The organism is Bradyrhizobium sp. A11 (assembly GCF_042077125.1).
In the GTDB taxonomy this organism is placed as follows: Bacteria; Pseudomonadota; Alphaproteobacteria; order Rhizobiales; family Xanthobacteraceae; genus Bradyrhizobium; species Bradyrhizobium japonicum_B.
Window position 1 is genome coordinate 2496222 of the sequence record NZ_CP149509.1, and the last position, 24621, is coordinate 2520842.

Consider the following 24621-nt stretch of genomic DNA (forward strand, 5'->3'; position numbering starts at 1 on the left):
CCGCCGCAGGCGGGCGTCTCGAAGGATGGCCACACGCGAGCGTTCAGCCACGCCTTCGTTCGCCTTATCTCAGTGCGCCGACACGCGCACCCGTGCGATCGTATCGCGCACGCCCGGCCACGCCGGCTTGTCCGGTGCGAACTGCCTGCGCAGGAACGTCACCAGCTCCTCGACCTGCGCGTCGCTCATGCTGTTCTTGAAGGCGGGCATGTAGCCGAGATCGCTGGAGACCGGATCAGTGATCCCATGCAGGATCACCTTGACCAGATTGTCCGCCCTCGCGCTGTGCAGGTTGCTGTTCAGCGCGAGCGAGGGTCGAGTGCCGAACAGCGGCAAGCCGCCGACCTCGTGGCAGACTGCGCAGGCGCCCTGATAGAGCCGCGCGCCGGTGGAGGAGGCGACGGTGACCTGCGTTGCGCTCTCCAGCTTCGCGGCGAGAGCAGGTGTGTCGGCGGCGGCGTCATTGAAGGAGCCGAGATAGACTGCCATCGCGCGAATGTCCTGGTCGGGCAGGGCCTTGAGGTCCCTGACCACAGGCGCCATCGGGCCGGCGGCGACGCCGTGATAGCGCGAATGGCCGGTGCGCAAATAGGCAAACAACTCGTCCTCGCTCCACGGGATCGGCGCGTGCGACAGCGCGGTCAGCGCCGGCGCCTCCCAGCCTTCGGCGAAGCCGCCGGCGAGATAGGCATTGCGCTGCTCGGCGCCGAATGCGTTGCGCGGCGAATGGCAGCCGCTGCAATGGCCGAGACCTTCGACCAGATAGGCACCGCGATTCCAGGCGTCCGATTTTGTCGGATCGGGCTTGAACTCCGTCGCTTCGTGAAACAACGCGTTCCACCCCGCGAGCAGCGGATGGAGATTGAACGGGAAGGCGAGCTGATTCGTCGGCGGCGTCGCGCGCACCGCAGGCTGCGCCATCAGATAGGCGTAGAGCGCCTGCATGTCCGCGTCGCTGGTCTTGGCGAAATGCGTGTAGGGGAAGGCCGGATAGAGCTGTCGCCCATCACGATGCAGCCCGTCGCGCATCGCGCGCGCGAAGGCGGGATAGGACCATGCCCCGATGCCGGTGTCGACATCGGGCGTGATGTTGGTGCTGTAGATCGTGCCGAACGGCGTCTCCAGCGCGCGGCCGCCGGCATTGAGCGCGCCTCGAAGCGTGGTGTGGCACTCCGCGCAATTGCCGAGCGCTGCGAGCTGCTCGCCGCGGGCGATCGTCGCTGCGGAATAAACCGACGCGTCGGGCCGTGCGATCGGCGCGATCGCGCGCCCCGGCAGCAGCGCGGCGCCAATGCCGATCGCAGCCGTGCACACCGCCGCAATTGCTGCGAAGATGCCGGCGCGCTTGGCGAACGGATTCTCCCAGATGCGAGAGGGAGGCGGGGCCGTGGGCGCGGGCAGGGGCACAGCCGCTGTTTCACCATGCAACCCCTTCAAGATACGTTCCGGGGTAAACGGCGGCTCGCGAAAGCGCACGCCGGTGGCATCGAAGATCGCATTGGCAATCGCCGCCGCACTCGGCACCGAGGCGGACTCGCCGACGCCGAGCGGCGGCTGGTCCTGCCGCGGCAGCATCAAGACGTCGATCTTGGGCACGTCGGGGAAGGGGATGATCGGATAGGCGCCCCATTCACGCGCCGCCACCGCGCCGCGTTCGAACGAGACCTCTTCCATCAGCGCGCGGCTGGTGGACTGGATGACGTTGCCGTGGATCTGGTGGCGCACGCCGTCCGGGTTGATCATCAGGCCGGAATCCTGCCCGGCGACGACGCGGGTCACGCTGACGTCGCCGGTTGTCTTGTTCACGGCAACATCTGTCACCCAGGCCGACCAGGCCGCGCCGTAGCCGGGAAACTTGCTGTGGACATAGAGGGCATAGGCAAAGCCGCGCCCGTGCACGACCTCGCCGTCCTTGTCCTGCCTCACAGGGCGTGGCGTCCAGCCGGCGCGCTCCGCCACGGCATTGACGAGATCGATGGCGCGCTGGTCTTTCAGGTAACGCAGGCGATATTCGATCGGGTCGATTCCGGCCTCGGTGGCGGCCTCGTCGATGTAGGATTCGTGCGCAAAGGTGTTCGGCAGCGCGGAGACGCCACGAAACCAGGACGCGCGCACGATCGGCGGCGTGTCGTGGGCGACGACGCGCATGTGCTCGTAGTCATAGGGCGGGATCGCGGTGCGGTCGCCCATCTGGAGCACGGCTGGTTCCGGTGAGATGCGACCGGTCAGCAGCAGTGCCAGCGTCGGCGCGGCGTTCGAGGGATACCGTGTGGCGAGGTCGTAACCGGCGATGCCGCCGTCGGCATCGAGCCCGCCATGGACGTCGATGAGCTGCGCGGTGCCCTTGGGCTCCCAGGCGTGCTCCTGCTCGCGCGACAGCTGCACGCGCACGGGACGGCCGACCGCGCGCGACAGCAGCAGCGCGTCGGCGGTGACGTCGTCGGCGCAGTTGCGGCCGTAGCAGCCCGCGGCCTCCAGGCGGATGACCTCGATCTCGCTCTCGGGCCGCTCGATCAGGAGCGCAAGATCGCTGCGCAGCAGGTGCGGATTCTGCGTGCCGGACCACACCCTGATATTGCCGTCCTGATAGTCCGCGACTGCGCAGGAGGGGCCGATCGAGGCGTGCATCTGATACGGCCAGACATAAGTGCGCTGCATCGGCTTGGCCGCGCCGGATATCGCCGCGCCGACATCGCCCTTGTCGATCAGGGTGCGCGGGGTCGATGGATTGGCGCGCAGTGCGGTCTCGACGTCGGAAAGATCGGTGAGGGTGGGCGTCGGTTTCCAGCTCAGCTTGAGCTGCTCCGCCGCGCGGATCGCATTCTCCTCGCGCTCGGCGACGACACCGACGAAATCGCCGATGCGCACCACGGCCACCAGGCCAGGAATGTCGCGGACAGATGCTTCATCGACCGCGATCAGGCTGGTGCCGACAAAGGGTCCTGCATCGACGCCGGCATAGGGCGGCCGCACCACGCGGCCGTGCAGCATGCCGGGCAGGCGGATGTCGTGGACGAAGGTCAGCTCGCCCGTGGCCTTGGCCGGCAGGTCGACGCGGGGGACGGACTGACCGACGATCGCGTAGTCGCCGACGGGTTTGACCGCGACATCTTCGGCAAGCTCGAGCCGGATCTCTTCGCCGCCGATCAGCTCGCCATAGCTGACGCTGCGGTTGTCGTGTCCGCGCACCAGGCCGTCCTCGATCCTGAGATCGGCCTCCGGCAGCTCCAGCCGCTCCGCAGCGCGCGAGATCAGGAAGCCTCTTGCCTGCGCTGCGGCCTTGCGCAGCGGCACGGCGGTGATCTGGATGGTCTCGCTCGCGATGGTCGCGCCCTGGTTCGGCACCACGGCGGTGTCGCCGAGCACCACGACGACGCGCGCAAAAGACACGTCCAGCTCTTCGGCGACGATCTGACCGAGTGCCGTGCGAATGCCGGTGCCGAGATCGACATGGCCGTTATAGGCCGTGACCGATCCGTCGGCCGTGATGCGGACGAAGGTCTCGGACGTCATCTCGTCCACGGTGCGGACGACGACAAGCGATCCCGATGACCGGTCGGCTCCGTTCGAAACAGGGGAGGCCATCAGTCAGCCGCCTCGGTGAGCTGGCCCGACGCCCGCATCACGGCGCGCAGGATCTCGACATGGGTGCCGCAGCGGCAGAGATTGTAGCGCAACGCCGCCAACGTCTCCTGTTCGGTCGGCCGCGGGTTGATCGCGAGCAGCGCCTTGGTGGTCATGATCATGCCGTTGAGGCAATAGCCGCATTGCGCGGCCTGCTCGTCGATGAAGGCTTGCTGCACGACGTCAGGCTTGTCGCGCGTGCCGAGCCCTTCGAGCGTCACGATGTCGCGGCCAGCGCAGCCGCTGAGGGGAATCACGCAGGCGCGTGCTGCTGCTCCATCGATCAGGACAGTGCAGGTGCCGCATTCGCCGAGACCACAACCATATTTCGGGCCGTTGAGCGCGAGATCGTTGCGCAGCACGTAGAGCAGCGGCGTCTCCGGCGCCGCATCGATCTCGTGGATCCTGCCGTTCACGGTGAGGCGGATCGGTGTCTGCGTCATCCCTAGGTCCCAAGCCCGCATCAAATTCGACATCGCGACGATACCGTTTGTACACAAACGTGCAAGCCATGCATGCCGCAGTGCAGCGCGGCTGCCTTGTTTGTGGACAGAGCGGATGGGCAAATGAGGCTTTATGCGGCAGCTGCATCTTTTGCACTGCACCGCCGCTTGACAGTCGGAGGCGACCGCGCGCAACATCGTTCGTATACGAATGATAACCCGCGCCAGCTGGCTCCGACATGGTGACTGAAACGACGAGCGCCGCCATCGACAAGATCCGCTGCGATGCGTGTCCGGTGATGTGCTACATCAAGCCGGGCGCGGCGGGTGCCTGCGACCGCTATGCCAACCACGACGGCAAGCTCGTCCGCGTCGATCCGCACGTGATCTTGGAGCGCACCGTCTCGCATGGCGGCAAGCTGGTTCCGTTCAGCCGCACCGAAGACTGGGACGGCAAGATCGTCCATGAGCCTTCCACTTTCGTGACGGCGATCGGTGCGGGCACCACCTATCCCGATTACAAGCCGGCGCCTTTCATCGTCTCCGCCGAGGTTGAAGGCGTCGACATGGTGACCGTGGTCACCGAGGGCATCTTCTCTTATTGCGGTGTCAAGGTGAAGATCGACACCGACCGCTATCTCGGTCCAGAGACCGCGACCGTGCGCGCGCAGGGTGAGGCGGTCGGCCACGTCACGACCAGCGAATACGGCTCGCAGATGCTGTCGCTCGGCGGCGTGCATCACCTGACGGGCGGCTCCAAGAAGGAGGGCCGCGTCACCTGCGATACGCTGATGGACCTCGCCAATTGCAAGCCGGTCGAGCTCACCATCGACGGCGGCGCCACGGTGGTGGTGCAGGCCGGCCAGCCGCCGATCGTGAACGGCGTCAGGGAAGAGCGCATGCGCGTCGGCTGCGGCTCGGCGACGATCGGCATGTTCGCCAAGCAATGGCATGGCAAGGTCGACGAGGTTGTCGTGGTCGACGACCACATCACCGGCGTGCTCAGTGAACACCAGGCCGGCAAGCTGCTCGACATCGCCGACACCGGCATCAAGATGAAGGGCCGGCGCTCGACCCCGGGCCGCTATTTCCAGGTCGCCGATCCCGGCACGGGGTGGGGCGGCACCAACATTTCCGATCCGCTAGCGATCCTCGGACCATTCGATGCCAGGGAAGCCCGACCCGGTCTGACCATGCTGATGGTCTCCACGACCGGTGAGCACTCGTCCTACTACGTGCTCGACGAGGCCTTGAAGCCGGTCGAGACCGAGATGCCTGATGATCTGAAGTTCTCGGTCGAGCGCATCCAGGAGAATTGCGAGCCGGCGCTGTGCACGGTGCTGTTCATGGCGGGGGCCGGCGGTTCCCTGCGAGCCGGCGTCACCGACAATCCGGTGCGGCTGACGCGCTCGGTGAAAGACGCGCTGACGCGCGTCACCAGCGGCGGCGCGCCGGTCTATGTCTGGCCCGGCGGCGGAATCACCTACATGGTCGATGTGACGCAGATGCCGGCGGGGGCTTTCGGCTACGTTCCGACCCCGGCGCTGGTCGCGCCGATCGAGTTCACGATGAAGCTGTCTGATTACGCCGCGCTCGGCGGCCACATGGATTACGTGAAGCCGCTGTCCGAGGTGCAGAACGGCGAGGATGTGCGGCAGCTGCCGTGGCAGAACCCGATCCCTGGGCCACGAGCATGACGAGGCTACCGCAAATCGCATTGCTGTCTGACGGCCGGCGGCTGCATTTGCAGGATGGACCGATCGACCTGATCATCGAGGCGAGGGGGCGTACGGACGCGGTGCTTGCGGCCTATGAGGCCGCGGCGCAGCGGTTCACCGGATTGCTCGACGAGCTCTGCGCGGAGCTGCCGGCGCTACGCGCTGCGGCCGAGGCGCGGACCTCGCTGGGCGGCGTGGTGGCGCGCCGGATGCACGCGGCTGTCGCGCCCTTTGCCGCCGATGGCTTCATCACGCCGATGGCCGCCGTTGCCGGCAGCGTGGCCGAGGAGATCCTCGGCGCCATGCTGGGCGCTGCGACGCTTGATCGGGCCTATGTCAATAATGGCGGCGACATCGCTCTGCATCTCGGCAGAGGCGAGCATTTTTCGATTGGCCTGATGGATCGCCCCGATGGTGAGGGCGTGATGCGCGCCATGCGGGTCGATGCGGATGACCAGGTCGGGGGTATTGCGACCAGCGGGCGCCACGGCCGCAGCTTTTCTCTCGGGATCGCCGATGCGGTGACGGTGCTGGCCGCGACGGCGTCGCAGGCCGATGCCGCGGCGACGGTCATCGCCAATGCCGTCGATCTGCCCGGGCATCCTGCCATCGTCAGGCAACCGGCCTGCGAGCTTCAGCCCGACAGCGATCTCGGCGCACGTCTTGTCACCCGGCATGTCGGTGAATTGTCACGGAACGAGATCGCTGCCGCCCTCGAATCTGGCGCGGAATGTGCACGTCGATTGTTCGATCGCGGATTGATCGAGGGCGCGGTAGTGCGGCTTTGTGGTGATATGCTTGTCATCGGACCCAAGGATATAAGAGAGCAACGAACGCGCCCGCGTCTGCCGGAAGACGCGGTCTGTGCCTGAACAGGGAAGCGAAACATGAGCGCGATCATCCGCAAGATCGTCACCGTCGTCGAAGAGACGCAGATGGAGATGGGCCGGCAGGTGTCGCCCCCGACGCGGCGTGCGGCTGCGATCGCCGTGATCGAAAATCCCTTCGCTGGACAATATGTCGAGGATCTTTCGCCGCTGATCGCGATCGGCGAGGAGCTGGGCGAATTGCTGTCGAAGCGTGCGGTGGCCGCGCTTGGTATCGACGGCGCGAAGGCGCAGAGCTACGGCAAGGCCGCTGCCGTCGGCGAGAACGGCGAATTGGAGCATGCCGCCGCGATCCTGCATCCCAAGATGGGGGCGCCGGTGCGCAAGGTCCTGAGCAAGGGCGCGGCGCTGATCCCGTCGTCGAAGAAGCGCAGCGGGCCGGGCACGACGCTCGACATTCCGCTGGGGCACAAGGATGCGGCCTTCGTGCGCAGTCATTTCGACGGCATGGAAGTGCAGATCAACGATGCGCCGCGCGCCAACGAGATCATGGTCGCCGTCGCCGTCACCGACAGCGGCCGTCCGCTGCCGCGCGTCGGCGGGCTCACGGTCGCGGAGATCAAGGGCGAAGACGGTCTGAGATAGGATTTGAGGCCGGGGAGGCGGGCACAGCTTTCCCGACAAGGTCACGCTGACGACGTCAAAGAGTTCAAAAACTGGAGGTTGGGATGCGAGCGAGAAACATTTTTGTGGGAGCGGCCTTCGCGCTCCTGGCAGGCGGCATAGCTCATTCGGCGATGGCGCAGGACATCAAGATCGGCGAGATCAACAGCTATTCGCTGCTGCCGGCGTTCACCGAGCCCTATCGTAAGGGCTGGCAGCTCGCGGTCGAGGAGGTCAACGCAGCCGGAGGCATCAACGGCAAGAAGCTGGTCGTCGTCTCCAAGGACGACGGCGGCAAGCCGGCGGACGCGCAGACCGCGGCCAACGAGCTGGTGTCGAGCGAGGGGGTTGCGATGCTCGCCGGCACGTTCCTATCCAACATCGGCCTTGCCGTCAGCGACTTCGCCAACCAGAAGAAGGTGTTCTTCCTCGCGGCCGAGCCGCTGACCGACGCCATCACCTGGTCGAAGGGCAACAAATACACCTTCCGCCTGCGCCCCTCCAATTACATGCAGGCCGCGATGCTGGTGGAAGCCGCCAGCAAGCTGCCGGCCAAGCGCTGGGCGACGATCGCACCGAATTATGAGTACGGCCAGTCGGCGGTCGCGGTGTTCAAGAAGCTGATGTCGGAGAAGCGCCCGGACATCCAGTGGGTCGACGAGCAATGGCCGCCGCAGGGCAAGATCGACGCAGGTCCCGTGGTGCAGGCCGTCGCCGCCGCAAACCCGGAAGCGATCCTCAACGTCACCTTCGGCGCCGATCTCGTCAAGCTCGTGCGTGAAGGCAACACCCGCGGCCTGTTCAAGGGACGCGAGGTCGTCTCGTTCCTGACCGGCGAGCCGGAATATCTCGATCCACTCAAGGACGAGACGCCCGAGGGATGGATCGTCACCGGCTATCCCTGGTACTCGATCAAGACGCCCGAGCACGACGCGTTCCTGAAGGCCTACCAGGCCAAGTACAACGATTATCCGCGTCTCGGCTCGATCGTCGGCTACCAGACCATCAAGGCGGCGGCGGCAATCCTGGCCAAGGCCGGCTCCACCGACCCGGAGAAGCTGATCGCGGCCGCGGAAGGTCTCTCCATGCCGTCACCGTTCGGCGAGATCACCTTCCGCAAGATCGATCACCAGTCGACACTCGGTGCCTTCGTCGGCAAGACCGCACTGAAGGACGGCAAGGGCGTGATGGTGGATTCGTCCTACAAGAAGGGCGCGGACTACCTGCCCAGCGACGCCGAAGTCGCGAAGCTGCGTCCGAAGGATTGATGTCCTTCTCCCTCCTTCTCCCTCTCCCCGCTTGCGGGGAGAGGTGAACCAAGCTCCGCATGCCGCGGCATGCCACATCCAACCGGAACGCCGATGGCCTTTTATGTCGTACAGTTTCTGACCGGTCTCGCCAGCGCAGCGTCGCTGTTCCTGGTGGCCTCGGGCCTGTCGATCATCTTCGGCGTGACGCGCATCGTGAATTTCGCGCATGGCGCCTTCTACATGATCGGCGCCTACATCGCCTTCACGCTGACCGAGCGACTGTCCGGCGCGTTCGGCTTCTGGGGCAGCATCGTGCTGGCGGCGCTTGCGGTGGCCGTCATCGGCGTCATCGTCGAGATGGTGCTGCTGCGCCGCATCTATCATGCGCCGGAATTGTTTCAGTTGCTCGCAACGTTCGGCCTGACCTTGATGGTCGAGGACCTCGTGGTGCTGGTCTGGGGGCCCGACGATCTCGTCGGCCGCCGCGCGCCGGGCTTCAGGGGGGCCATCGATTTCTTCGGCCAGAACATTCCGACCTACGACCTGTTCCTGATCGTGCTGGGACCCGTCGTGCTCGGCATCCTCTGGCTGCTGTTCCAGCGCACGCGCTGGGGCGTCCTGGTGCGCGCGGCGACGCAGGACCGCGACATGGTCGCAGCCCTCGGCGTCAACCAGAAATGGCTGTTCACATCGGTGTTCGCGGTCGGCGTCTTCCTCGCAGCCCTCGGCGGCGCCCTTCAGATCCCGCGCGATGCCGTGCATCACGCTATGGATCTGCGCATCATCGTCGAGGTCTTCGTGGTCGTCGTGATCGGCGGTCTCGGCAGCATCATCGGCGCCTTCGTCGCGGCGGTGCTGGTCTCCGAGCTCAATGCCTTCGGCATCCTGATCTTTCCGAAGATTTCCATCATCCTGGTCTTCCTGGTAATGGCGGTGGTGCTGATCGTGCGCCCCTGGGGCCTGTTCGGCAAGCCGGAGGCGCCCGCGCGCAAGACGCCGGGGCTCACCGTCAATCCGTGGCGGCCGCTGACGGCGAACGAGCGTTTGATGGCGCTTGCGGCGCTTGCCGTCGCAGCTTCGCTGCCGCTGTTTGCGGGCAATTATCTGCTCACCGTCGGCTCGGAGATCGCGATCTTCGTGATCTTCGCGGTCTCCCTGCATTTCCTCATGTCTGTCGGCGGACTCGCGTCGTTCGGCCATGCCGCCTATTTCGGCCTCGGTGCGTATGGCATCGCATTCCTTGCCAAGATGGCGGGGCTGCCGATGGTCGTCTGTCTCTTGCTCGGGCCGCTGCTTGGCTGCCTGGGCGCCGCCGTGTTCGGCTTCTTTGCCGTGCAGCTCTCCGGTGTCTACTTCGCGATGCTGACGCTGGCCTTTGCACAGATCGTCTGGTCGATCGCGTTCCAATGGGTGAGCGTGACAGGCGGCGACAACGGCATCCTGGGCGTCTGGCCGGAAAAGTGGGCGGCGAGCCCGTCGCACTTCTATTGGCTGGCGCTCGGCGTTGCGGCGCTGGTGACCATCGCGCTGCGGGCGACGGTGTTCTCGCCGTTCGGCTACGCGCTTCGTGCCACGCGCGACTCGCTGCTGCGCAGCGAAGCGATCGGCATCGACGCCAAGCGCATCCAGTGGACGGCGTTCGTGATCGCAGGCACGACTGCCGGCATCGGCGGCGCGCTGTTCGCCTACCTCAAGGGCAGCGTCTTCCCTGACAATCTCGGCATCTCGCTGTCGGTCGACGCGCTGGTCATGGTGCTGCTCGGCGGCGTCGAGACGGTGTCGGGCGCGGTGATCGGCGCCATCGTCTACAAGGCGCTCAACATCTGGCTGGTCAGCCAGACCGATCTGTCGAAGCTCGTGCTCGGCGGCTTCATCATGCTGATCGTCGTCGTCTTTCCCAAGGGCATCGTCGGCATGCTGGAAACGTTGGCGCAGCGCCGCAGGAAAGCGCCGCCGCCGGCCTCACCTCTGCTTGCCAAGCCGATCGAGTCTGCCGAATGAGCGTCGCACCCCCACTTCTTGCGGTCGAAGGTCTGACCAAATCCTATGGCGGCATCCACGCCGTGCGCGGGGTGTCGTTCTCGCTGCGATCAGGCGAAATCCTGGCACTGATCGGGCCGAACGGCGCGGGAAAAAGCACGTGTTTCGATATGCTCAACGGTCAGAACAAGCCCGATAGCGGCCATGTTCGCCTGCTCGGCGAAGAGATCACCGGCAGAAAGCCGCGCGATGTCTGGCGGCTCGGCGTCGGGCGCACCTTCCAGATCACCGCGACCTTCGCCACCATGACCGTGCGCGAGAACGTGCAGGTCGCGCTGATCTCGCACGGCAGGCAGCTGTTCAATCCGTTCGGTTCTGCACCGAAGTTCGACCGCGACGAGGCCGGCCGTCTGCTCGAACTGGTCGGTATGGGCGGCTATGCGGATCGGCCCTGCGGCGAGCTCGCCTATGGCGACCTCAAGCGGCTCGAGCTTGCGGTGGCGCTCGCCAACCAGCCCAAGCTCTTGTTGATGGACGAGCCGACCGCCGGCATGGCGCCGCGCGAGCGCGTCGACCTGATGCGGCTCACGGCGCAGATCGCGCGGGAGAAATCGATCGGCGTGCTCTTCACCGAGCACGACATGGACGTGGTGTTCGAGCATGCTGACCGCATCATCGTGCTCAACCGCGGCGCGCTGATCGCCGAGGGCTCGCCGGCCGAGGTGCGCGGCAATCCGCAGGTGCAGGCGGTCTATCTCGGCGAGGGCCTGGTCTACGATGCCCGCCACCGCGAGGGGACCTCGGCATGAAGCTCACGGTGCAGGACCTCAACAGTCATTACGGCCCGGCGCATATCCTGTTCGACATCGGCTTCGAGGTCGGCGAGGGCGAGGTCGTCGCGCTGCTCGGGCGCAACGGCGCCGGCAAGTCGACCACGTTCCGCTCGATCGTCGGCCTCGTCCCACAGCGAACCGGCCGCATCATGTTCGAGGGCAGGGATGTCTCGGCAAAGCCGACCCACGAGATCGTACGCGAGGGGCTCGGCTACGTGCCGGAGGAGCGGCGTATCTTCACGGATTTGACGGTTGAAGAGAATCTCGAGGTCGGCCGCCAGCCGAAGCGTGCGAACGCACCGCACTGGACCCGCGAGAAGCTGTTTGCGCTGTTTCCCAATCTCGGTGAGATGAAGAGCCGTCCGGGCGGCCGCATGAGCGGCGGCGAGCAGCAGATGCTCACCATCGCACGCACGCTGATGGGCAATCCCTCGCTGGTGCTGCTCGACGAGCCCTCGGAAGGCCTGTCGCCGAAGATCGTGGAGCAGATGGTGGATGCCATCCTGACCATGAAGAAGGAAGGCGTCAGCATCGTCGTCTCCGAGCAGAACCTGCATTTCGCGCGGCTGATCTCGGATCGCGCCTACATCATCGAGCGCGGGCGCATCTGCTTCGGCGGCACCATGGCCGAGCTCGACGCGCGTCCTGATATCCGCGACGCGCATCTGTCGTTGTAAGGGCGGGGAACGGATGGCGAGAAGCGTCACGGCGAAGAAGAACGTCAAACCGGCAAAACCGCCTTACGTGCTCGACGAGCAGGTCGGCTTCATCCTGCGCCAGGTCTGGCAGCGCCACAGCTCGATCTTCGCCCGCGACATCGGTACCAATCTGACGCCGACGCAATGGGCGGCGTTGTCCAAGCTCGCCGAGACCGGTCCGTGCTCGCAGAACCAGCTCGGCCGCCTCACGGCAATGGATGTCGCCACCATCAAGGGCGTGATCGACCGCCTCACGGCGCGCGGCCTGACCGAGACCAGCCAGGATCCCGAGGATGGAAGGCGCCTGCTGGTGAGCCTGACGCGAGCCGGCCAGCAGCTTGCGGAGAAGCTGGCGCCCAACGCGCTGGCGATCACCCGCGAGACGCTGGCCCCGCTCGACGCGAAAGAGCGCGAGACGCTGATGGGGCTATTGAACAAGCTGCGGTAGCGACGTGCCGTAGTGCGTAGGGTGGGCAAAGCGCAGCGTGCCCACCATCTCTCTCAATCAGCAAGAGATCGTGGGCACGGCGTTTCGCGCCTTTGCCCACCCTAACGGCAGTTGAACAAGGGGCGCACATCTGTGCGCGTCGTGAATTCCCAAAGAGTGCCGTTCTCGAGGTTTACGTCTTGCCCGGCCATTTGGCGCGGTAGCGGATTTCGCTGCCATCGCTAAGTCGCCGCCACGTTCCGAACTCCGGCGTATGCGGCGCCCGGGCCGTCAAGTTGATCGGATAGATTCGGGTCGGTTGGTCCTGGATGCTCACAGCGAGTTGACGGTGCGAGGTTCGAAAGGCGAGTTCGACTTCGCCTGCGATGACAGGCCGGTCGCCGTCGCGATAGAAGGCGGCCGGGGTCAAATCGGCGGGCATGGTGTTGAGGTCGGTCTGCAATTCGATGCTGATGCCCTGTGCTGACGCCGGCACCGTTACTCCCGCCGGAAGGCGGACCTCGAACACGAGAAGAGGATTGGCCGCGTTCGGATTGAGCCACGGCGTCGCGGTCGCATAGGCGTAAGCGAGGTAAGTGGCGGCGGCTGCGACGCAGAAGAGTGCGACGATACCAAGGGACTTCAGGCTGGTGCGGGCGACGCTCCCGTTGCTTGCGTCCGTCTCTGGGCGCGTCACCAGCCAGCTTGCGAGCACCGCGCCGGCGATTGCGCCGATGGGGGAGTAGACGAACAGTCCCAGCAGGCCCGATGTGATCGGGTCCGCCCGGTTGCCGAAATCGAAGAAGGACAACAGCACAAAAGTGGCGATATAGCCCGCCACCGCGCCGGCAACACCGACGGCTATTCGCGATGAGCTTTTCATATCCCCCTCGATGGTCCAGCAATGAACTGCCGCCGCCGAGGGCTGCCTGCGTTAGACGCAGCAGGCCGCAAACTTGTTCAAACCCTTCGAGGGACGATGCGGAGCGGTTGGCCGCTCCGCCTGGGTCACTTCGCCACCACCTCCGGCACCTTGCCGGCCGGCGGGGTATTGCGGCTGCGCTGGGTGCGCACGATGCCGTCGATGATGGTCATGCCGATGCCGGGGAGGTCGCCGAGCTGGACGCTCTCCAGGATGTTCTTGCCCGGCGAGTGCTGCGCCTTGTCCATGATGACGAAGTCGGCGGAACGGCCGACCTCGATCAGGCCGCAATCGAGCTGCCGCATCCGCGCGGTATTGCCGGTGGCGAGGCAGAACGCGATCTCGGCTGGGAGGTCGCCGAGCGAGGACAGCATCGAGACCATGCGCAGGATGCCGAGCGGCTGCACGCCGGAGCCGGCGGGCGCGTCGGTGCCGAGGATGACGCGATGCAGGTCGCCCATCTCGCGCGCGGTGCGCAGCGTGAACAGGGCCGAGCGTTCATTGCCGTTGTGCACGAGCTCGAGCCCGCGCTTGCAGCCCTCGCAGATGCAGCGGATCTGGTCGTCGGGCAGCGCGGTGTGCCCGCCGTTGATGTGGCCGACCACGTCGGTGTCGGCCTCCAGCACCACGTCCTTGTCGATCAGGCCGGAGCCGGGGATCGAGGGGCCGCCGGTATGGATCGTGCTCTGGATGCCGTATTTGCGCGCCCAGCCCACCATCTTGCGTGCGGTCGGGCCGTCCTTGACGCCGCCGAGGCCGACCTCGCCGAGCAGCTTGACGCCGTTGGCGGCCATCTCCTTGAAGTCTTCCTCGACCATCTCGCATTCGATCACCGGCGCGCCGGCGTGAACCTTCACGCCGCCGGGACGCAAGGTCCAGAACGCGCGCTGGGCGAACACCGCCATGGCCTTGAGGCCGACGACGTCGCGGGGACGGCCGGGCATGTGCACCTCGCCGGCGGAGATCATGGTGGTGACGCCGCCATGGAGGTAGCTGTCGATCCAGTTGATCTGGTTCTGGCGCGGCGTCCAGTCGCCGGCGACGGGGTGGACGTGGCTGTCGATCAGGCCCGGCGCCACCGTGGTGCCCTGGGCATCGACGATGGTGGTCGCGCCCTCGGGGTTGACGTCCTTGAAGCGGCCGATCGCGGTGATCTTGCCGTTCTCGGCGACGATGGTGTCGCCGTCCAGGATCGGCTTTTCCAGAGCGCCGGACAGGATCAGGCCGATATTCCGGATCACGAGCTTGGAGGGTCCGGCGGCCTGGGGTGCGTCATGCGCCATGGAAAGGGCTCCTTCTTCCTAACTGCAACGCTTCCGATCTTGGGCAGCCTTGACCGCGGGATCAAGCCGGATTATTCATTAGTATACGAATGATCGTGTACAAACGACGCATAGCTGGACCGCCTCGAAGACCGCAATTGACGCGACAGGGAAGGTGAGATGAGCAATTTCAATCAGGAAAGCGTTTTGAGCGTTCACCACTGGACCGACACGCTGTTCTCGTTCAAGACCACCCGCAGCCCGACCTTCCGCTTCCGCAACGGCGAATTCACCATGATCGGGCTCAAGGTCGGCGAGAAGCCGCTGCTGCGGGCCTACAGCGTCGCCAGCGCCAATTACGAGGACACGCTGGAGTTCTTCTCGATCAAGGTGCCGGACGGCCCCTTGACGTCGCGGCTGCAGCACCTGAAGGAAGGCGACGAGATCATCGTCAGCCGCAAGGCCACCGGCACGCTCGTGATCGACAATCTGGAGGAGGGGCGCAACCTCTACCTCATCGGCACCGGCACGGGCCTTGCGCCGTTCCTGAGCGTGATCAAGGATCCCGAGACCTATGAGCGGTTCCAGAAGGTGGTGCTGCTGCATGGCTGCCGGCACGTCAAGGAGCTCGCCTATGGCGAGATGATCACCCAGACGCTGCCGCAGGACGAGCTGATCGGCGAATATATCCGCGAGCAGCTGATCTACTATCCGACCGTGACCCGCGATCCCTTCCGCAATCGCGGCCGCATCACCGATCTGATCACCTCGGGCAAGCTGTTCAGCGATATCGGCCTGCCGGTGCTGGAAGCCGCCCACGACCGCGTCATGATCTGTGGCAGCCCCGCGCTGGTGGCGGACACCCGCGTCCTCCTGGGCGAACGCGGCTTCGTCGAGGGCAATCACGGCGAGCCGGCCCAGTTCGTGGTCGAAAAGGCCTTCGTAGAGCGCTAAGTCCGTAGAAAGACCGCATTTTCGTCGTCAGGCGGGCGTTGCGGCGCCGATTCGGCGCTTGATACACTGTGGGAGCGAATCAGCGGAGTTCCCACATGGTTGCGGACAGCGACAGCAACATCGCCTGGCACCGGGTTCAGTTGAGGAAGAATCGCGCCGAGTTGAAGGCGCTCGAGACCGCGCGCTTCACGATGGGGGAGATCGCCTCGTCGAAGCGGAACGGCCAGACCCAGAAGGCGGTCGCGGACATCAAGCGCAAGATTGCGCAGTCCGAGCGCGTCATCGCCGATCACGACAAGCGCACGCGCCGTCCGCTCGCAACCGACCTGCAGAGCCTCAGCAATGGCAGTTGGAGCCATTGGGACGCCTATACGCAGCAGCAGCGCAAGACGGGGCAGCGTTCGCCGGAGCGCGGATAGGCGCGTCTCGTTCCGAGGGAAAGCCGGCCCTTGCGCCGGCCGGGCCACGCACCATCTGGGTGAGACGCCAGCAATCAGTCCGGTGAGCCCATGAGTGTGCGCCTCGATTTCACCAGCGAGGCCTTCTTTCGCGATCCGCCCAAGGCCATTGCGACGCTGCGCATGTCCGGGCCCGTGGTTGCGACACGGTTTCCTCTCGTCGGCGACGTCTGGATCACCACGACCCATGACGCCACCGCGCAGGTCCTGAAGGACAGCGCGACCTTCACGTTGCGAAAGGAAGATGGCGACGTCGCCGGTCTGCGCTGGTGGATGCCGCGCTACGTCAGGACCATCGCCAACAACATGCTGACGATGGACGAGCCGGATCACACCCGGCTGCGCAGCATCGTGGACGAGGCCTTTCGCCGCCGCGCGATCGTCGCGATGGAGCCCCGTATCCGCGCCATCGCCGACGGTCTCGCTGACGAGCTGTTCTCGGCGGGACGTCCGGCCGATCTGGTCCAGCGCTACGCGCGCATCCTGCCGCTGGCGGTGATCTCGGAATTGCTCGGATTGCCGTTGGCCGATCGTCCTCGCTTCATCGCCTGGGCCAATTCGATGTCCTCGCTGACCAACGTCGTCAGCTTCTTCCGCCTGCTGTTCGCGTTCCGCAAGATGCGCGCCTATCTGGATCGACAATTGCAGATTGCGCGCGAACAGGGCGGCGAGGGCTTGATCGCAGAGCTGGTCCAGGTCGAGCGCGAGGGCGGCCAGATCACGCCGGATGAAATGGTCTCGATGGTCTTTCTGCTGCTCGCAGCGGGGTCGGAGACCACCACGCATCTCATCAGCGGCTCCGCTTACGAGCTGCTCAGAAGCCCGGACTTGCGCGATTGGCTGGAGCAGGACTGGAGCCGCATCGGGCTCGCTGTCGAGGAGTTCCTGCGCTTCGTCTCGCCAGTGCAGTTCTCCAAGCCGCGCTACGTGCGGCGGGATGTCGTGGTCGAAGGCGTACGTCTGAGCAAGGGCGACCGGGTCATGGTGATGCTCGCCGCCGCAAACATGGATCCGGCGATGCATGATCGCCCTGGAAGCCTCGACCTCGAACGCAAGCCGAACCGTCATCTCTCGTTCGGAACGGGAATCCATTTCTGCCTCGGCCATCAGCTCGCGCGCATCGAGGCGGCCTGTGCGCTGGAAGCGCTGTTCGTGCGCTGGCCGAAACTTGGCCTGGCGATCGATCCCGACGAGGTCCACTGGCGCAAGCGGCCGGGCTTGCGTGCGATCGCGACGCTTCCAGTCACGGCCGAGGGCCGGGGAACACAGATGACTGCGTGCAGCGAAGCAAGCATTGATCGTTCCCTTACCGCGGCGAGCTGACGCAAGTCTCCCTTTGGAAAATCTTTGTCGCACATCGTCCAGGAACGCTGGGCCGCTCGTCCTGTTGTCCCCTCGAACGTTCGAACGGGAGACAAGATCATGACCAGCAAGATGCCACCTGTTCCGCCGGAAAATCAGAGCCGCAAGGGAACCGGCGACAGCAAGCAGATGTCCCCTGATCAGACGCCGCATGGCCAGCAGCGCGCGGAAAATCCGGACCAGCAGGGACAGCAGGGCAACATCAAGCAAAACACGACCAATCAAGGCTATCAGCAAGATCGTTGAGGAGGGCGACATCCATGTCGACATCCACCAAGACCCCGAACAGCATCCGCCAGGGCGGACCCGGCGCCTCACACGAGAACGCAAAGGCGCCGCTGGAGGTGAAGAAGCCGCCCGCCGACAATTCGCAACGTAATCATAGCCGTGTCTCGGGCGTCGGAGGCGAGCACGACTCCCATCACGCGCACGACGACGCGGGCAAGGGTGGAGGCAGGTAAAGACCGATCCGATGCGGCACCCGCAACGGAACACGAAGAGGTTCACGGCAAGAGGAGAGACCGATGCCATCTGGGCACGGCAGCAAGACGCATTTCAGATCCGGCATGCACGGCAAGGGCGACGGCACCGGCGGCATGACCGAAATCCCCAAGGAGATGATCGGCGACAACATGGTCCTGTCCAACCGCGACAAGAAGCAGCATTCGGACATCCGCGGCATGGACGGCAAGACCATCCAGACCGAACAATATCAGGACCACGCCGCCAACCGGCTCGACGAGAAGCCGGAGACCGACGAGACCTAACAGCGTTCCTCCCGACCAACTAGCGGACCGGCGTTCAGCCGGTCCGCTTTTTTGTGAGCGCGAGGTCGCGTTCCCAGCCGAACACGGAGTGGCCGTCGAGATCGGGCGAGGCGACGCGCTCATTGGCGATGTAGGCCTCCACCGAAGGCCCGCGCGCAGTCCGCTCCAGCCGTCGGGCCTGATCGTCGAGCCGTTTCATCGCCTGCATCTCTTCCTCTCGTCCGAGCTTGGCGCTCTGGATCGCGCCCTTCAGCACGCGGATGCTCTCGTCATAGACCTTGATCGGGACGGGATAGGGATGCCGGTCCTTGCCGCCATGGGCGAGCGAGAAACGCGCCGGGTCCGCAAAGCGATAGGGCGCGCCGTGCACGACCTCCGCGACCATCGCCAGCGAGCGCACGGTGCGGGCGCCGACGCCGGGCGTCAGCAGCAATTCGGGAAAGTCGATCGGGCCGCGCTCGGCCGCGGCGGCCAGCGTGCCGTGCAGGCGGCGCGCGAATACGTCCTTCGGTCTGACGTCGTGATGTGCGGGCATGATCAGATGCGGCAGCATGGCCTGGGCCGGCTCGGACGCAGTCCCGACAAGCCGTTCGAATTCGGAGACGATGCGATCGGGACCGAGATCATCCAGGAGATCGAGCTGCGCGGTGCGCGAGACGTCGGCGCGATGGTCGGTGAGATTGACGATCTCGCCCTGTTGCGGCCCGTCGATCGCGCTATGCGGCGTGTCGACGAAGCTCTTCAGCGCTTCGGAATGCCAGTGATAGCGGCGGGCCTGGCGCTTGTCGCCGTTCATGCCCTGCTGCACCACCGTCCATTTGCCGTCGGCGGTGACGAAGAAGCCATGGAGATAGAGGTCGAAGCCGTCCTGCACGGCCGCGCTGTCGACCTTCGCCACCAGGCGGCTGGCGCGGGTCAGCTTTGCGCCGTCGAATCCGACGCGCTCGCCGAGTTGCATCAACTCGTCCGGTGTCCTGCGCGAATGCTGGCCCCGGCCGCCACAGACATAAATCCCGAGCTCGTCCTGGAGGGGTCCCAGCCCGCGCTTCAACGCGCCGATCACGGACGTCGTGATGCCGGAGGAATGCCAGTCCATTCCCATCACGGCGCCGAACGACTGGAACCAGAACGGATGAGACAGCCGCTGCAGAAATGCATCGCGGCCGTAATGATGCACGATCGCCTGTGTGACGATCGACCCGAGCGTGGCCATGCGGCTCGCCAGCCAGGGCGGAACCCGTCCGGTGTGCAGGGGAAGATCGGCGCTGCCGCTACGTCGAGTCATGAGCGCTCCAAACTAGCCCAGTTCGGCGACACTTGCACCTATGGGATGCTGCGTTGCACAGGGCGGGGGAGCGAAGCCGGCCGAGAGGCGTTGAGCCGGCTATCGCAGAGCAAATTGGGGAATGGCGATGCATTGGCAGGCCGTGTTGGCCGACATCGACGGGATGTTCGGTTGGATACCGTCATGGTTCATCGGCCTCAGCCTCGTTGCGGCGGCAATCCTCCTTGCACTGTCGTTCTATCGGATCGCCAAATGGCTGCTTAACCGGGCCTTTGGCACCCGCCTGCCGCTGCTGAGCGTGTTCATCGAGCGGACGTCCGGCCCGGCCCAGCTAGCGCTGTGCCTGGCGGCCGTCGCCCTGGTTCTGCCGCTCGCGCCGCTCGACGACACGATCCGCACGCCGATGATGCGCCTGTTCGTCGTCGCCGTCATCGCCCTGATCGGCTGGATCTCGATCAGGATCGTCGACATGAGCGCGGCGCGCTACCTGCAGAATTTCCGCGATGTCACCGAGAATTTCGTCGCGCGCAAGCACGTCACGCAAGTCCGCGTGTTCAAGCGCGTCACCGACACCATCATCGTCATCATCACGGTGTCCACGGCGCTGATGACGTTCGATTCGGTCCGGCAATACGGCGTCAGCCTGTTCGCCTCGGCAGGCGCCGCCGGTATCATCGTCGGCCTTGCGGCGCGGCCGCTGCTGAGCAACCTGATCGCGGGCTTGCAGATCGCGATCACCCAGCCGATCCGCATCGAGGACGCGGTGATCATCGAGAACGAGTGGGGCTGGATCGAGGATATCGCCGCGACCTATGTCGTGATCCGGCTGTGGGACTGGCGCCGCATGGTGGTGCCGCTGTCCTATTTCATCGAGAAGCCGTTCCAGAACTGGACCCGCGACACCGCATCCCTGATCGGTGTGATCGCGCTTCACGTCGATTATCGGGCGGACGTTCCGCGCATTCGGCGCTGGCTGGAGGAGGCGGTGAAGCAGTCCAAGCTGTGGGACGGGGCCGTCGTCAATCTTCAGGTCATTGACGCGGATGCGCGCACGATCGAGCTGCGCGCGCTGGTCAGCGCGCGGAACGCGCCGCAATCCTGGGATCTGCGCTGCGAGATGCGAGAGAAGTTGATCGCCTTCATCCGTGACGAAATGCCGGAGGCGCTGCCGCGCGATCGCGCGATCCTGATCCCCTCGGCCGACAGCGATGGAGATCTCCTCCAGCGCGTCGCACCGGAGAAGGTACGGGCGGGCGCGCGCAATTGACTCTCCCGCGCGATCAGCCGGCGCCGACCATTGCCGCGCCGGCCGGCCCCTCCGCGCGCGGTCGCCGCTTGCGCAATGTTCGCCGCGCCCAGATCAGCAGGCCGGTCGACAGCAGGATCAGCAGCGCGATCGACGTCACGAGATTGATCGGAGCGGCGATCAGGGCTGACCAGTTTCCCTCGTGGATCAGGCGCGGCCAGTTGCGTGGCAGGGGGGCGGCCCCGGACGACGTGACGGCATAGGCGCGCAACTCGCCGCCGTCATAAAGTCTCGCCATCATGCGGCCGCCGCGCGTGCCGATCGAGATCAGATGCGACAGCTCGTGCGAGGCCGCGACCATGCGGACCGCGTCCGGCAGGGAAACAGGGCGGCCGGTTGCAGCCGGAGCAGCTCCACCCTGGAACGTCAGGCCGAACGCCAGGCACAGACCGGTCAGGGGACTGAGCAGGATCAGTGGCAGCGTGAACCAGGCGGTTGCCTTGTGCCATCCCGACAGCGTGTTGCGAAGCCGCGGCAATCCCATGACGATGCCGAGCAGCATGACGATCACCATGGCCAGCGTGGATGCCGTCACCAGCCAGGCCTGTCCCATGAGACGTTCATGCGTGACCCGTGCCCAGAGGAGGACATTCGACAGGGTCGCACCCGCCGACGCGGCTTCGCCGGTTGCAAGATCGATCGCCAGCACCTTGGTGCTCCGGAGCGTCATGCTGTGGCTGCCCGCGTCGATGGAGAGCCCGCGCGCCTTGCCGTCGGGATCGTATCGCTTCACCAGCTCGATGACACGGTCGGCCTCTATCGCAGCACCGTTCATGCTAGTCGTTTGCATGAGAGGCTCGATCGACAGGATCAGGCCGGTGACAATGATCGCGAGCAAGGGAAGGGCGAAGACCAAAGTGATCCAGCGATGCAGCCTCAACAATGCGGGTTTGCTCATTCGTCGTCCTCGGTGCCTTCCAGACAGTGCTCGCGCAGAGCCGTGCAAAACACAAATGACGCTTTGTCCATGTTGTTGCGTTGATTTGCAGCAACCGGAATTAACGTGCGCGGAAGGTATCGAGTCCCGCGCGCCACGTGTCGCCGCACTCTCTGCGCCGGCACGCGCGCTAAAAGCGGATCAAAGGACTTGCGCGCTTCACTGCGCGCGAATGTTGGCAGCCTTCAGCACTGGCTCCCATTTGGTCGCCTCGGCGTGCATGTAGGCATCGAACTCCTTGGACGTCGAGCCGACTGGAGTTGCGCCGATCTTCCCCAGCGTCGACTGCACATTCGCATCCTGCAGCGCCGCCTTGAGGTCGGTTTCGAGCTTGGCCACGATTTCTGGCGGCATTTTGGCCGGGCCGAGGACGCCCCACCAGACCGAGACGTCGTAGCCGGGCACGCCGGACTCCGCGACCGTCGGCACGTTCGGCAACGCCTTCGAGCGTTCGGCCGAGGTCACCGCCAGCGCGCGCACCGGGCCACCCTCGAGTTGGCCGATCGCTTCGGCGAGCGGATTGATGCTGAGCGGGATCTCGCCTGATATCACCGCGGTCAGCGCCGGTGCGCCGCCCTTATAGGGAATGGAGACGATCTTGGTTCCGGACATGTACTTCAACAGCTCGCCGGCCAGATGCGCGGACGTCCCGTTGCCTGACATGCCGTAGGAGAGCTTGTCCGGCTCCTTCTTCGCAGCCGCCAGGAGATCGCCGAGAGTCTTGTAGGGACTGTCCTTGGCCACCACGATCGCGAGCGGCGAGGAGGCGACTTCCGTGATCGCGGTAAAATCCTTGAACGTGTCGTAGGGCACGCTCGGATAGATGAACTGGTTGAGCGGATGGCCGCTCGCGACGAGGATCAGCGTGTAGCCGTCGGGTGCGGCCTGCGTCAGCGCTTGCGAGGCAACGATGCCGCCAGCGCCGGGACGATTGTCAACCACCGGCTGCTGGCCCCAGCTTTTCGCCAGCGCCTGTCCCAGCGTACGCGCGAGCACGTCGACCGCACCGCCCGCGGCGTAGGGGACCATAATATGCACCGGCTTGCTTGGATAATTGTCGGCGGCTGGCGCGCCGCCCGCCAGCAGCAGACCGGCACCCAGCATCAAACCGCCGATCGTCTTGTTCAAACCCAGCATTTTTCCAGCACTCCCTGTAGGCATTCGCGTCCGAGCGGCGATCTCCATGCCGTCCCGTACGCCGACATGGTTTTTGTTGACGAGACCTGATCTTTTGTACGATAGTACAAATCACATGGTCCGCAAGCCCACCAGCAAGGAAACGGCCCGCAAGCCGAATATGCGCGAGGCAATCCTCGCCGCGGCCGAGGAGCTGTTCGCCACCAACGGCTTCAATGCCGTCTCGGTGCGCGACATCGCGCACGCGGCCGGGGCCAATCCCGGCAGCGTGACCTATCATTTCAAGACCAAAGACGGTCTGCTGCTGGAGATTTATCGGCGCCATTGCGGGCCGATGAACCTGCGCCGCTCGGAGCTGCTCGCGGCCGCCCGGCGCGTACGCGATCTCCAGGACCGGCTGGAAGCGATCGTGCGCGCCTATGTGGTGCCGGCATTCACCTCGGGCAGCGATCTCGCCGGCGGCGGGGCGCGCTTTACGCGGTTGCGCGCCGTGATGTCGGCCGAAGGCAACGAGGTCGCGCGAAAGATCATCGCGCAGACGTTTGACGACACCAGCCACGCCTTCATCGATGCGGTCCACGAAAGCCTGCCGCACATTCCGCGCACCGAGATCGTCTGGCGCAGCCATTTCCTGCTCGGCGCGCTCTATTATTCACTGGTGACGCCGGACCGCGTTTCGCGCCTGTCGCGCGGCGAGGCCGACGGCGGCGATGCCGCTACTGCCATCGAGCAATTGGTGCAGGCGACGGTTGCCTCGTTTCAGGCGCCGCCGCTCGATCATGCCGCGCCGGCGCGGCGCCGGACGGTCGTCAGCAGCAAGACTTGAAACAAGCGGTCTCGCTTCGGCGGGCTCACCTGATGACGATGATGTACACGCCGACCATTCCGCCGCCCGATCCGAACACGCGCACGCCGAAGTTCAAGCTGCCGAAGCTGTCTTGCGACGCGCATTGCCACATCTTCGGGCCCGGCGCGAAGTATCCTTATGCGCCGGATCGGTCCTACACGCCGCCGGACGCGCCGCTGGAGGATTTTCGCGTGCTGCATGCCAAGCTCGGCGTCGAGCGCGCGGTCATCGTCAATGCCAGCGTGCACGGCACCGACAATACGGTCGCGCTCGATGCGATCGCTGAGAGCAACGGCGCCTATCGTGCGGTCGCCAATATCGACGACACCATCACCGAGCGCGGGCTTCGCGTGCTGCACGAGGGCGGGTTTCGCGGCTGCCGCTTCAATTTCGTCCGCCACCTCGGCGGCGTGCCCGATAAGGGCGTGTTCGACCGCGTTATTGCCATGGTCGCGCCGCTCGGCTGGCACATCGACCTGCATTTCGACGCGATCGATCTGCCGGATTATGCCGATATGCTGGCAAGGCTGCCGCTGAGTTACACGATCGACCATATGGGGCGGGTGGAGGCTGCCGAGGGGCTCGACCAGCTTCCGTTCAGGATCCTGATCGAGCTGATGCAGCGCGACGAGAAATGCTGGGTCAAGATCTGCGGCTCCGAGCGGGTGTCCTCGGCCGGTCCGCCGTTCATGGATGCGGTGCCGTTTGCACGAAAGATCGTCGAGACCGCGCCCGACCGCGTCATCTGGGGCACCGACTGGCCGCATCCCAACGTCAAGGCGATGCCGAACGACGGAGACCTCGTCGATCTGATCCCGCTGTTCGCGCCGGAGCCGGAGCTTCAGCAGAAGATTTTGGTCGACAATCCCGCGCGCCTGTTCGGGTTCGACCGATGATCAATTTGATACCTATAAGCGAAAG

24 protein-coding genes are annotated in these 24621 nt (G+C 65.3%); 17 read left to right on the top strand and 7 right to left on the bottom strand.

Annotated elements, in window-relative coordinates:
• Positions 1–69 precede the first annotated feature (69 nt).
• Entirely contained in the window at positions 70–3585 is a 3516-nt protein-coding gene (locus tag WI560_RS11465; RefSeq protein WP_375308083.1) for a molybdopterin cofactor-binding domain-containing protein, read from the bottom strand.
• A complete protein-coding gene (locus WI560_RS11470; protein WP_375308084.1) occupies positions 3585–4067 on the bottom strand; it encodes a (2Fe-2S)-binding protein in 483 nt (160 codons plus the stop codon). Before WI560_RS11470 ends, WI560_RS11465 begins: the two co-directional genes overlap by 1 nt.
• Positions 4068–4306: 239 nt before the next feature.
• Here WI560_RS11470 and WI560_RS11475 point away from each other — a divergent pair, with 239 nt between their 5' ends.
• The 8 genes from WI560_RS11475 to WI560_RS11510 all read left to right on the top strand — a co-directional run bounded on the left by WI560_RS11475 (position 4307) and on the right by WI560_RS11510 (position 12484).
• Complete coding sequence (locus WI560_RS11475; RefSeq protein ID WP_375308085.1) at positions 4307–5764, top strand: 6-hydroxynicotinate reductase; 1458 nt, start codon at positions 4307–4309, stop codon at positions 5762–5764.
• Entirely contained in the window at positions 5761–6657 is an 897-nt protein-coding gene (locus tag WI560_RS11480; RefSeq protein WP_375308820.1) for a UPF0280 family protein, read from the top strand. The genes WI560_RS11475 and WI560_RS11480 overlap by 4 nt, the downstream gene beginning before the upstream one ends.
• Positions 6658–6672: 15 nt before the next feature.
• The gene (locus WI560_RS11485; RefSeq protein WP_126261219.1) at positions 6673–7257 is read left to right on the top strand and encodes an amino acid synthesis family protein; all 585 of its coding nucleotides are present in this window, start codon (positions 6673–6675) and stop codon (positions 7255–7257) included.
• 83 nt (positions 7258–7340) lie between these two features.
• Entirely contained in the window at positions 7341–8543 is a 1203-nt protein-coding gene (locus tag WI560_RS11490) for an ABC transporter substrate-binding protein (protein WP_375308086.1), read from the top strand.
• 93 nt (positions 8544–8636) lie between these two features.
• Positions 8637–10526: an ABC transporter permease gene (locus WI560_RS11495; protein ID WP_375308087.1), complete on the top strand. Its 1890-nt coding sequence runs from the start codon at positions 8637–8639 to the stop codon at positions 10524–10526.
• Positions 10523–11314, top strand: coding sequence for an ABC transporter ATP-binding protein (locus WI560_RS11500; RefSeq protein WP_375308088.1), 792 nt, complete (start codon positions 10523–10525; stop codon positions 11312–11314). The genes WI560_RS11495 and WI560_RS11500 overlap by 4 nt, the downstream gene beginning before the upstream one ends.
• Positions 11311–12015 carry an ABC transporter ATP-binding protein gene (locus WI560_RS11505; RefSeq protein ID WP_375308089.1) on the top strand — a complete coding sequence of 235 codons (705 nt, stop codon included), beginning with the start codon at positions 11311–11313 and terminating at the stop codon, positions 12013–12015. Before WI560_RS11500 ends, WI560_RS11505 begins: the two co-directional genes overlap by 4 nt.
• Before the next feature lie 13 nt (positions 12016–12028).
• On the top strand, positions 12029–12484 hold the full coding sequence (locus WI560_RS11510; RefSeq protein WP_375308090.1) for a MarR family winged helix-turn-helix transcriptional regulator: 456 nt from the start codon (positions 12029–12031) through the stop codon (positions 12482–12484).
• A gap of 172 nt (positions 12485–12656) precedes the next feature.
• Here the strand turns inward: WI560_RS11510 and WI560_RS11515 are convergent, their stop codons facing one another.
• Complete coding sequence (locus WI560_RS11515) at positions 12657–13346, bottom strand: hypothetical protein (protein ID WP_375308091.1); 690 nt, start codon at positions 13344–13346, stop codon at positions 12657–12659.
• Between the two features lie 125 nt (positions 13347–13471).
• A complete protein-coding gene (locus WI560_RS11520) occupies positions 13472–14668 on the bottom strand; it encodes an amidohydrolase family protein (protein ID WP_375308092.1) in 1197 nt (398 codons plus the stop codon).
• A gap of 159 nt (positions 14669–14827) precedes the next feature.
• Between WI560_RS11520 and WI560_RS11525 the strand changes: the two genes are divergently transcribed.
• The 6 genes from WI560_RS11525 (at position 14828) to WI560_RS11550 (ending at position 18188) form a co-directional block, all read left to right on the top strand.
• On the top strand, positions 14828–15601 hold the full coding sequence (locus WI560_RS11525; protein WP_375308093.1) for a ferredoxin--NADP reductase: 774 nt from the start codon (positions 14828–14830) through the stop codon (positions 15599–15601).
• Between the two features lie 95 nt (positions 15602–15696).
• On the top strand, positions 15697–16020 hold the full coding sequence (locus WI560_RS11530; RefSeq protein ID WP_257194033.1) for a hypothetical protein: 324 nt from the start codon (positions 15697–15699) through the stop codon (positions 16018–16020).
• A 90-nt stretch (positions 16021–16110) separates the two neighbouring features.
• A complete protein-coding gene (locus WI560_RS11535) occupies positions 16111–17382 on the top strand; it encodes a cytochrome P450 (RefSeq protein WP_375308094.1) in 1272 nt (423 codons plus the stop codon).
• 99 nt (positions 17383–17481) lie between these two features.
• Positions 17482–17667, top strand: a complete 186-nt coding sequence (locus tag WI560_RS11540; RefSeq protein ID WP_257177796.1) for a hypothetical protein — start codon at positions 17482–17484, stop codon at positions 17665–17667.
• Between the two features lie 14 nt (positions 17668–17681).
• The gene (locus tag WI560_RS11545) at positions 17682–17882 is read left to right on the top strand and encodes a hypothetical protein (protein WP_375308095.1); all 201 of its coding nucleotides are present in this window, start codon (positions 17682–17684) and stop codon (positions 17880–17882) included.
• 63 nt (positions 17883–17945) lie between these two features.
• Positions 17946–18188, top strand: coding sequence for a hypothetical protein (locus WI560_RS11550; protein ID WP_375308096.1), 243 nt, complete (start codon positions 17946–17948; stop codon positions 18186–18188).
• Between the two features lie 34 nt (positions 18189–18222).
• Here WI560_RS11550 and WI560_RS11555 read toward each other — a convergent pair whose 3' ends face one another.
• Positions 18223–19473, bottom strand: coding sequence for a DUF763 domain-containing protein (locus WI560_RS11555; protein ID WP_375308097.1), 1251 nt, complete (start codon positions 19471–19473; stop codon positions 18223–18225).
• A 127-nt stretch (positions 19474–19600) separates the two neighbouring features.
• On the opposite strand from WI560_RS11555, the gene WI560_RS11560 reads away from it, so the two are divergent.
• Complete coding sequence (locus tag WI560_RS11560; RefSeq protein ID WP_375308821.1) at positions 19601–20740, top strand: mechanosensitive ion channel family protein; 1140 nt, start codon at positions 19601–19603, stop codon at positions 20738–20740.
• A gap of 13 nt (positions 20741–20753) precedes the next feature.
• Here the strand turns inward: WI560_RS11560 and WI560_RS11565 are convergent, their stop codons facing one another.
• Both WI560_RS11565 and WI560_RS11570 read right to left on the bottom strand, forming a co-directional pair.
• Complete coding sequence (locus WI560_RS11565) at positions 20754–21677, bottom strand: PepSY domain-containing protein (protein WP_375308098.1); 924 nt, start codon at positions 21675–21677, stop codon at positions 20754–20756.
• Between the two features lie 198 nt (positions 21678–21875).
• Positions 21876–22853: a tripartite tricarboxylate transporter substrate binding protein gene (locus tag WI560_RS11570; RefSeq protein WP_375308099.1), complete on the bottom strand. Its 978-nt coding sequence runs from the start codon at positions 22851–22853 to the stop codon at positions 21876–21878.
• Between the two features lie 115 nt (positions 22854–22968).
• Between WI560_RS11570 and WI560_RS11575 the strand changes: the two genes are divergently transcribed.
• On the top strand, positions 22969–23679 hold the full coding sequence (locus WI560_RS11575; RefSeq protein ID WP_375308100.1) for a TetR/AcrR family transcriptional regulator: 711 nt from the start codon (positions 22969–22971) through the stop codon (positions 23677–23679).
• Positions 23680–23711: 32 nt separating this feature from the next.
• Positions 23712–24596 (top strand): amidohydrolase family protein, encoded by an 885-nt coding sequence (locus WI560_RS11580; RefSeq protein WP_375308101.1) that lies wholly within the window; start codon positions 23712–23714, stop codon positions 24594–24596.
• The last annotated feature ends 25 nt before the right edge of the window (positions 24597–24621 follow it).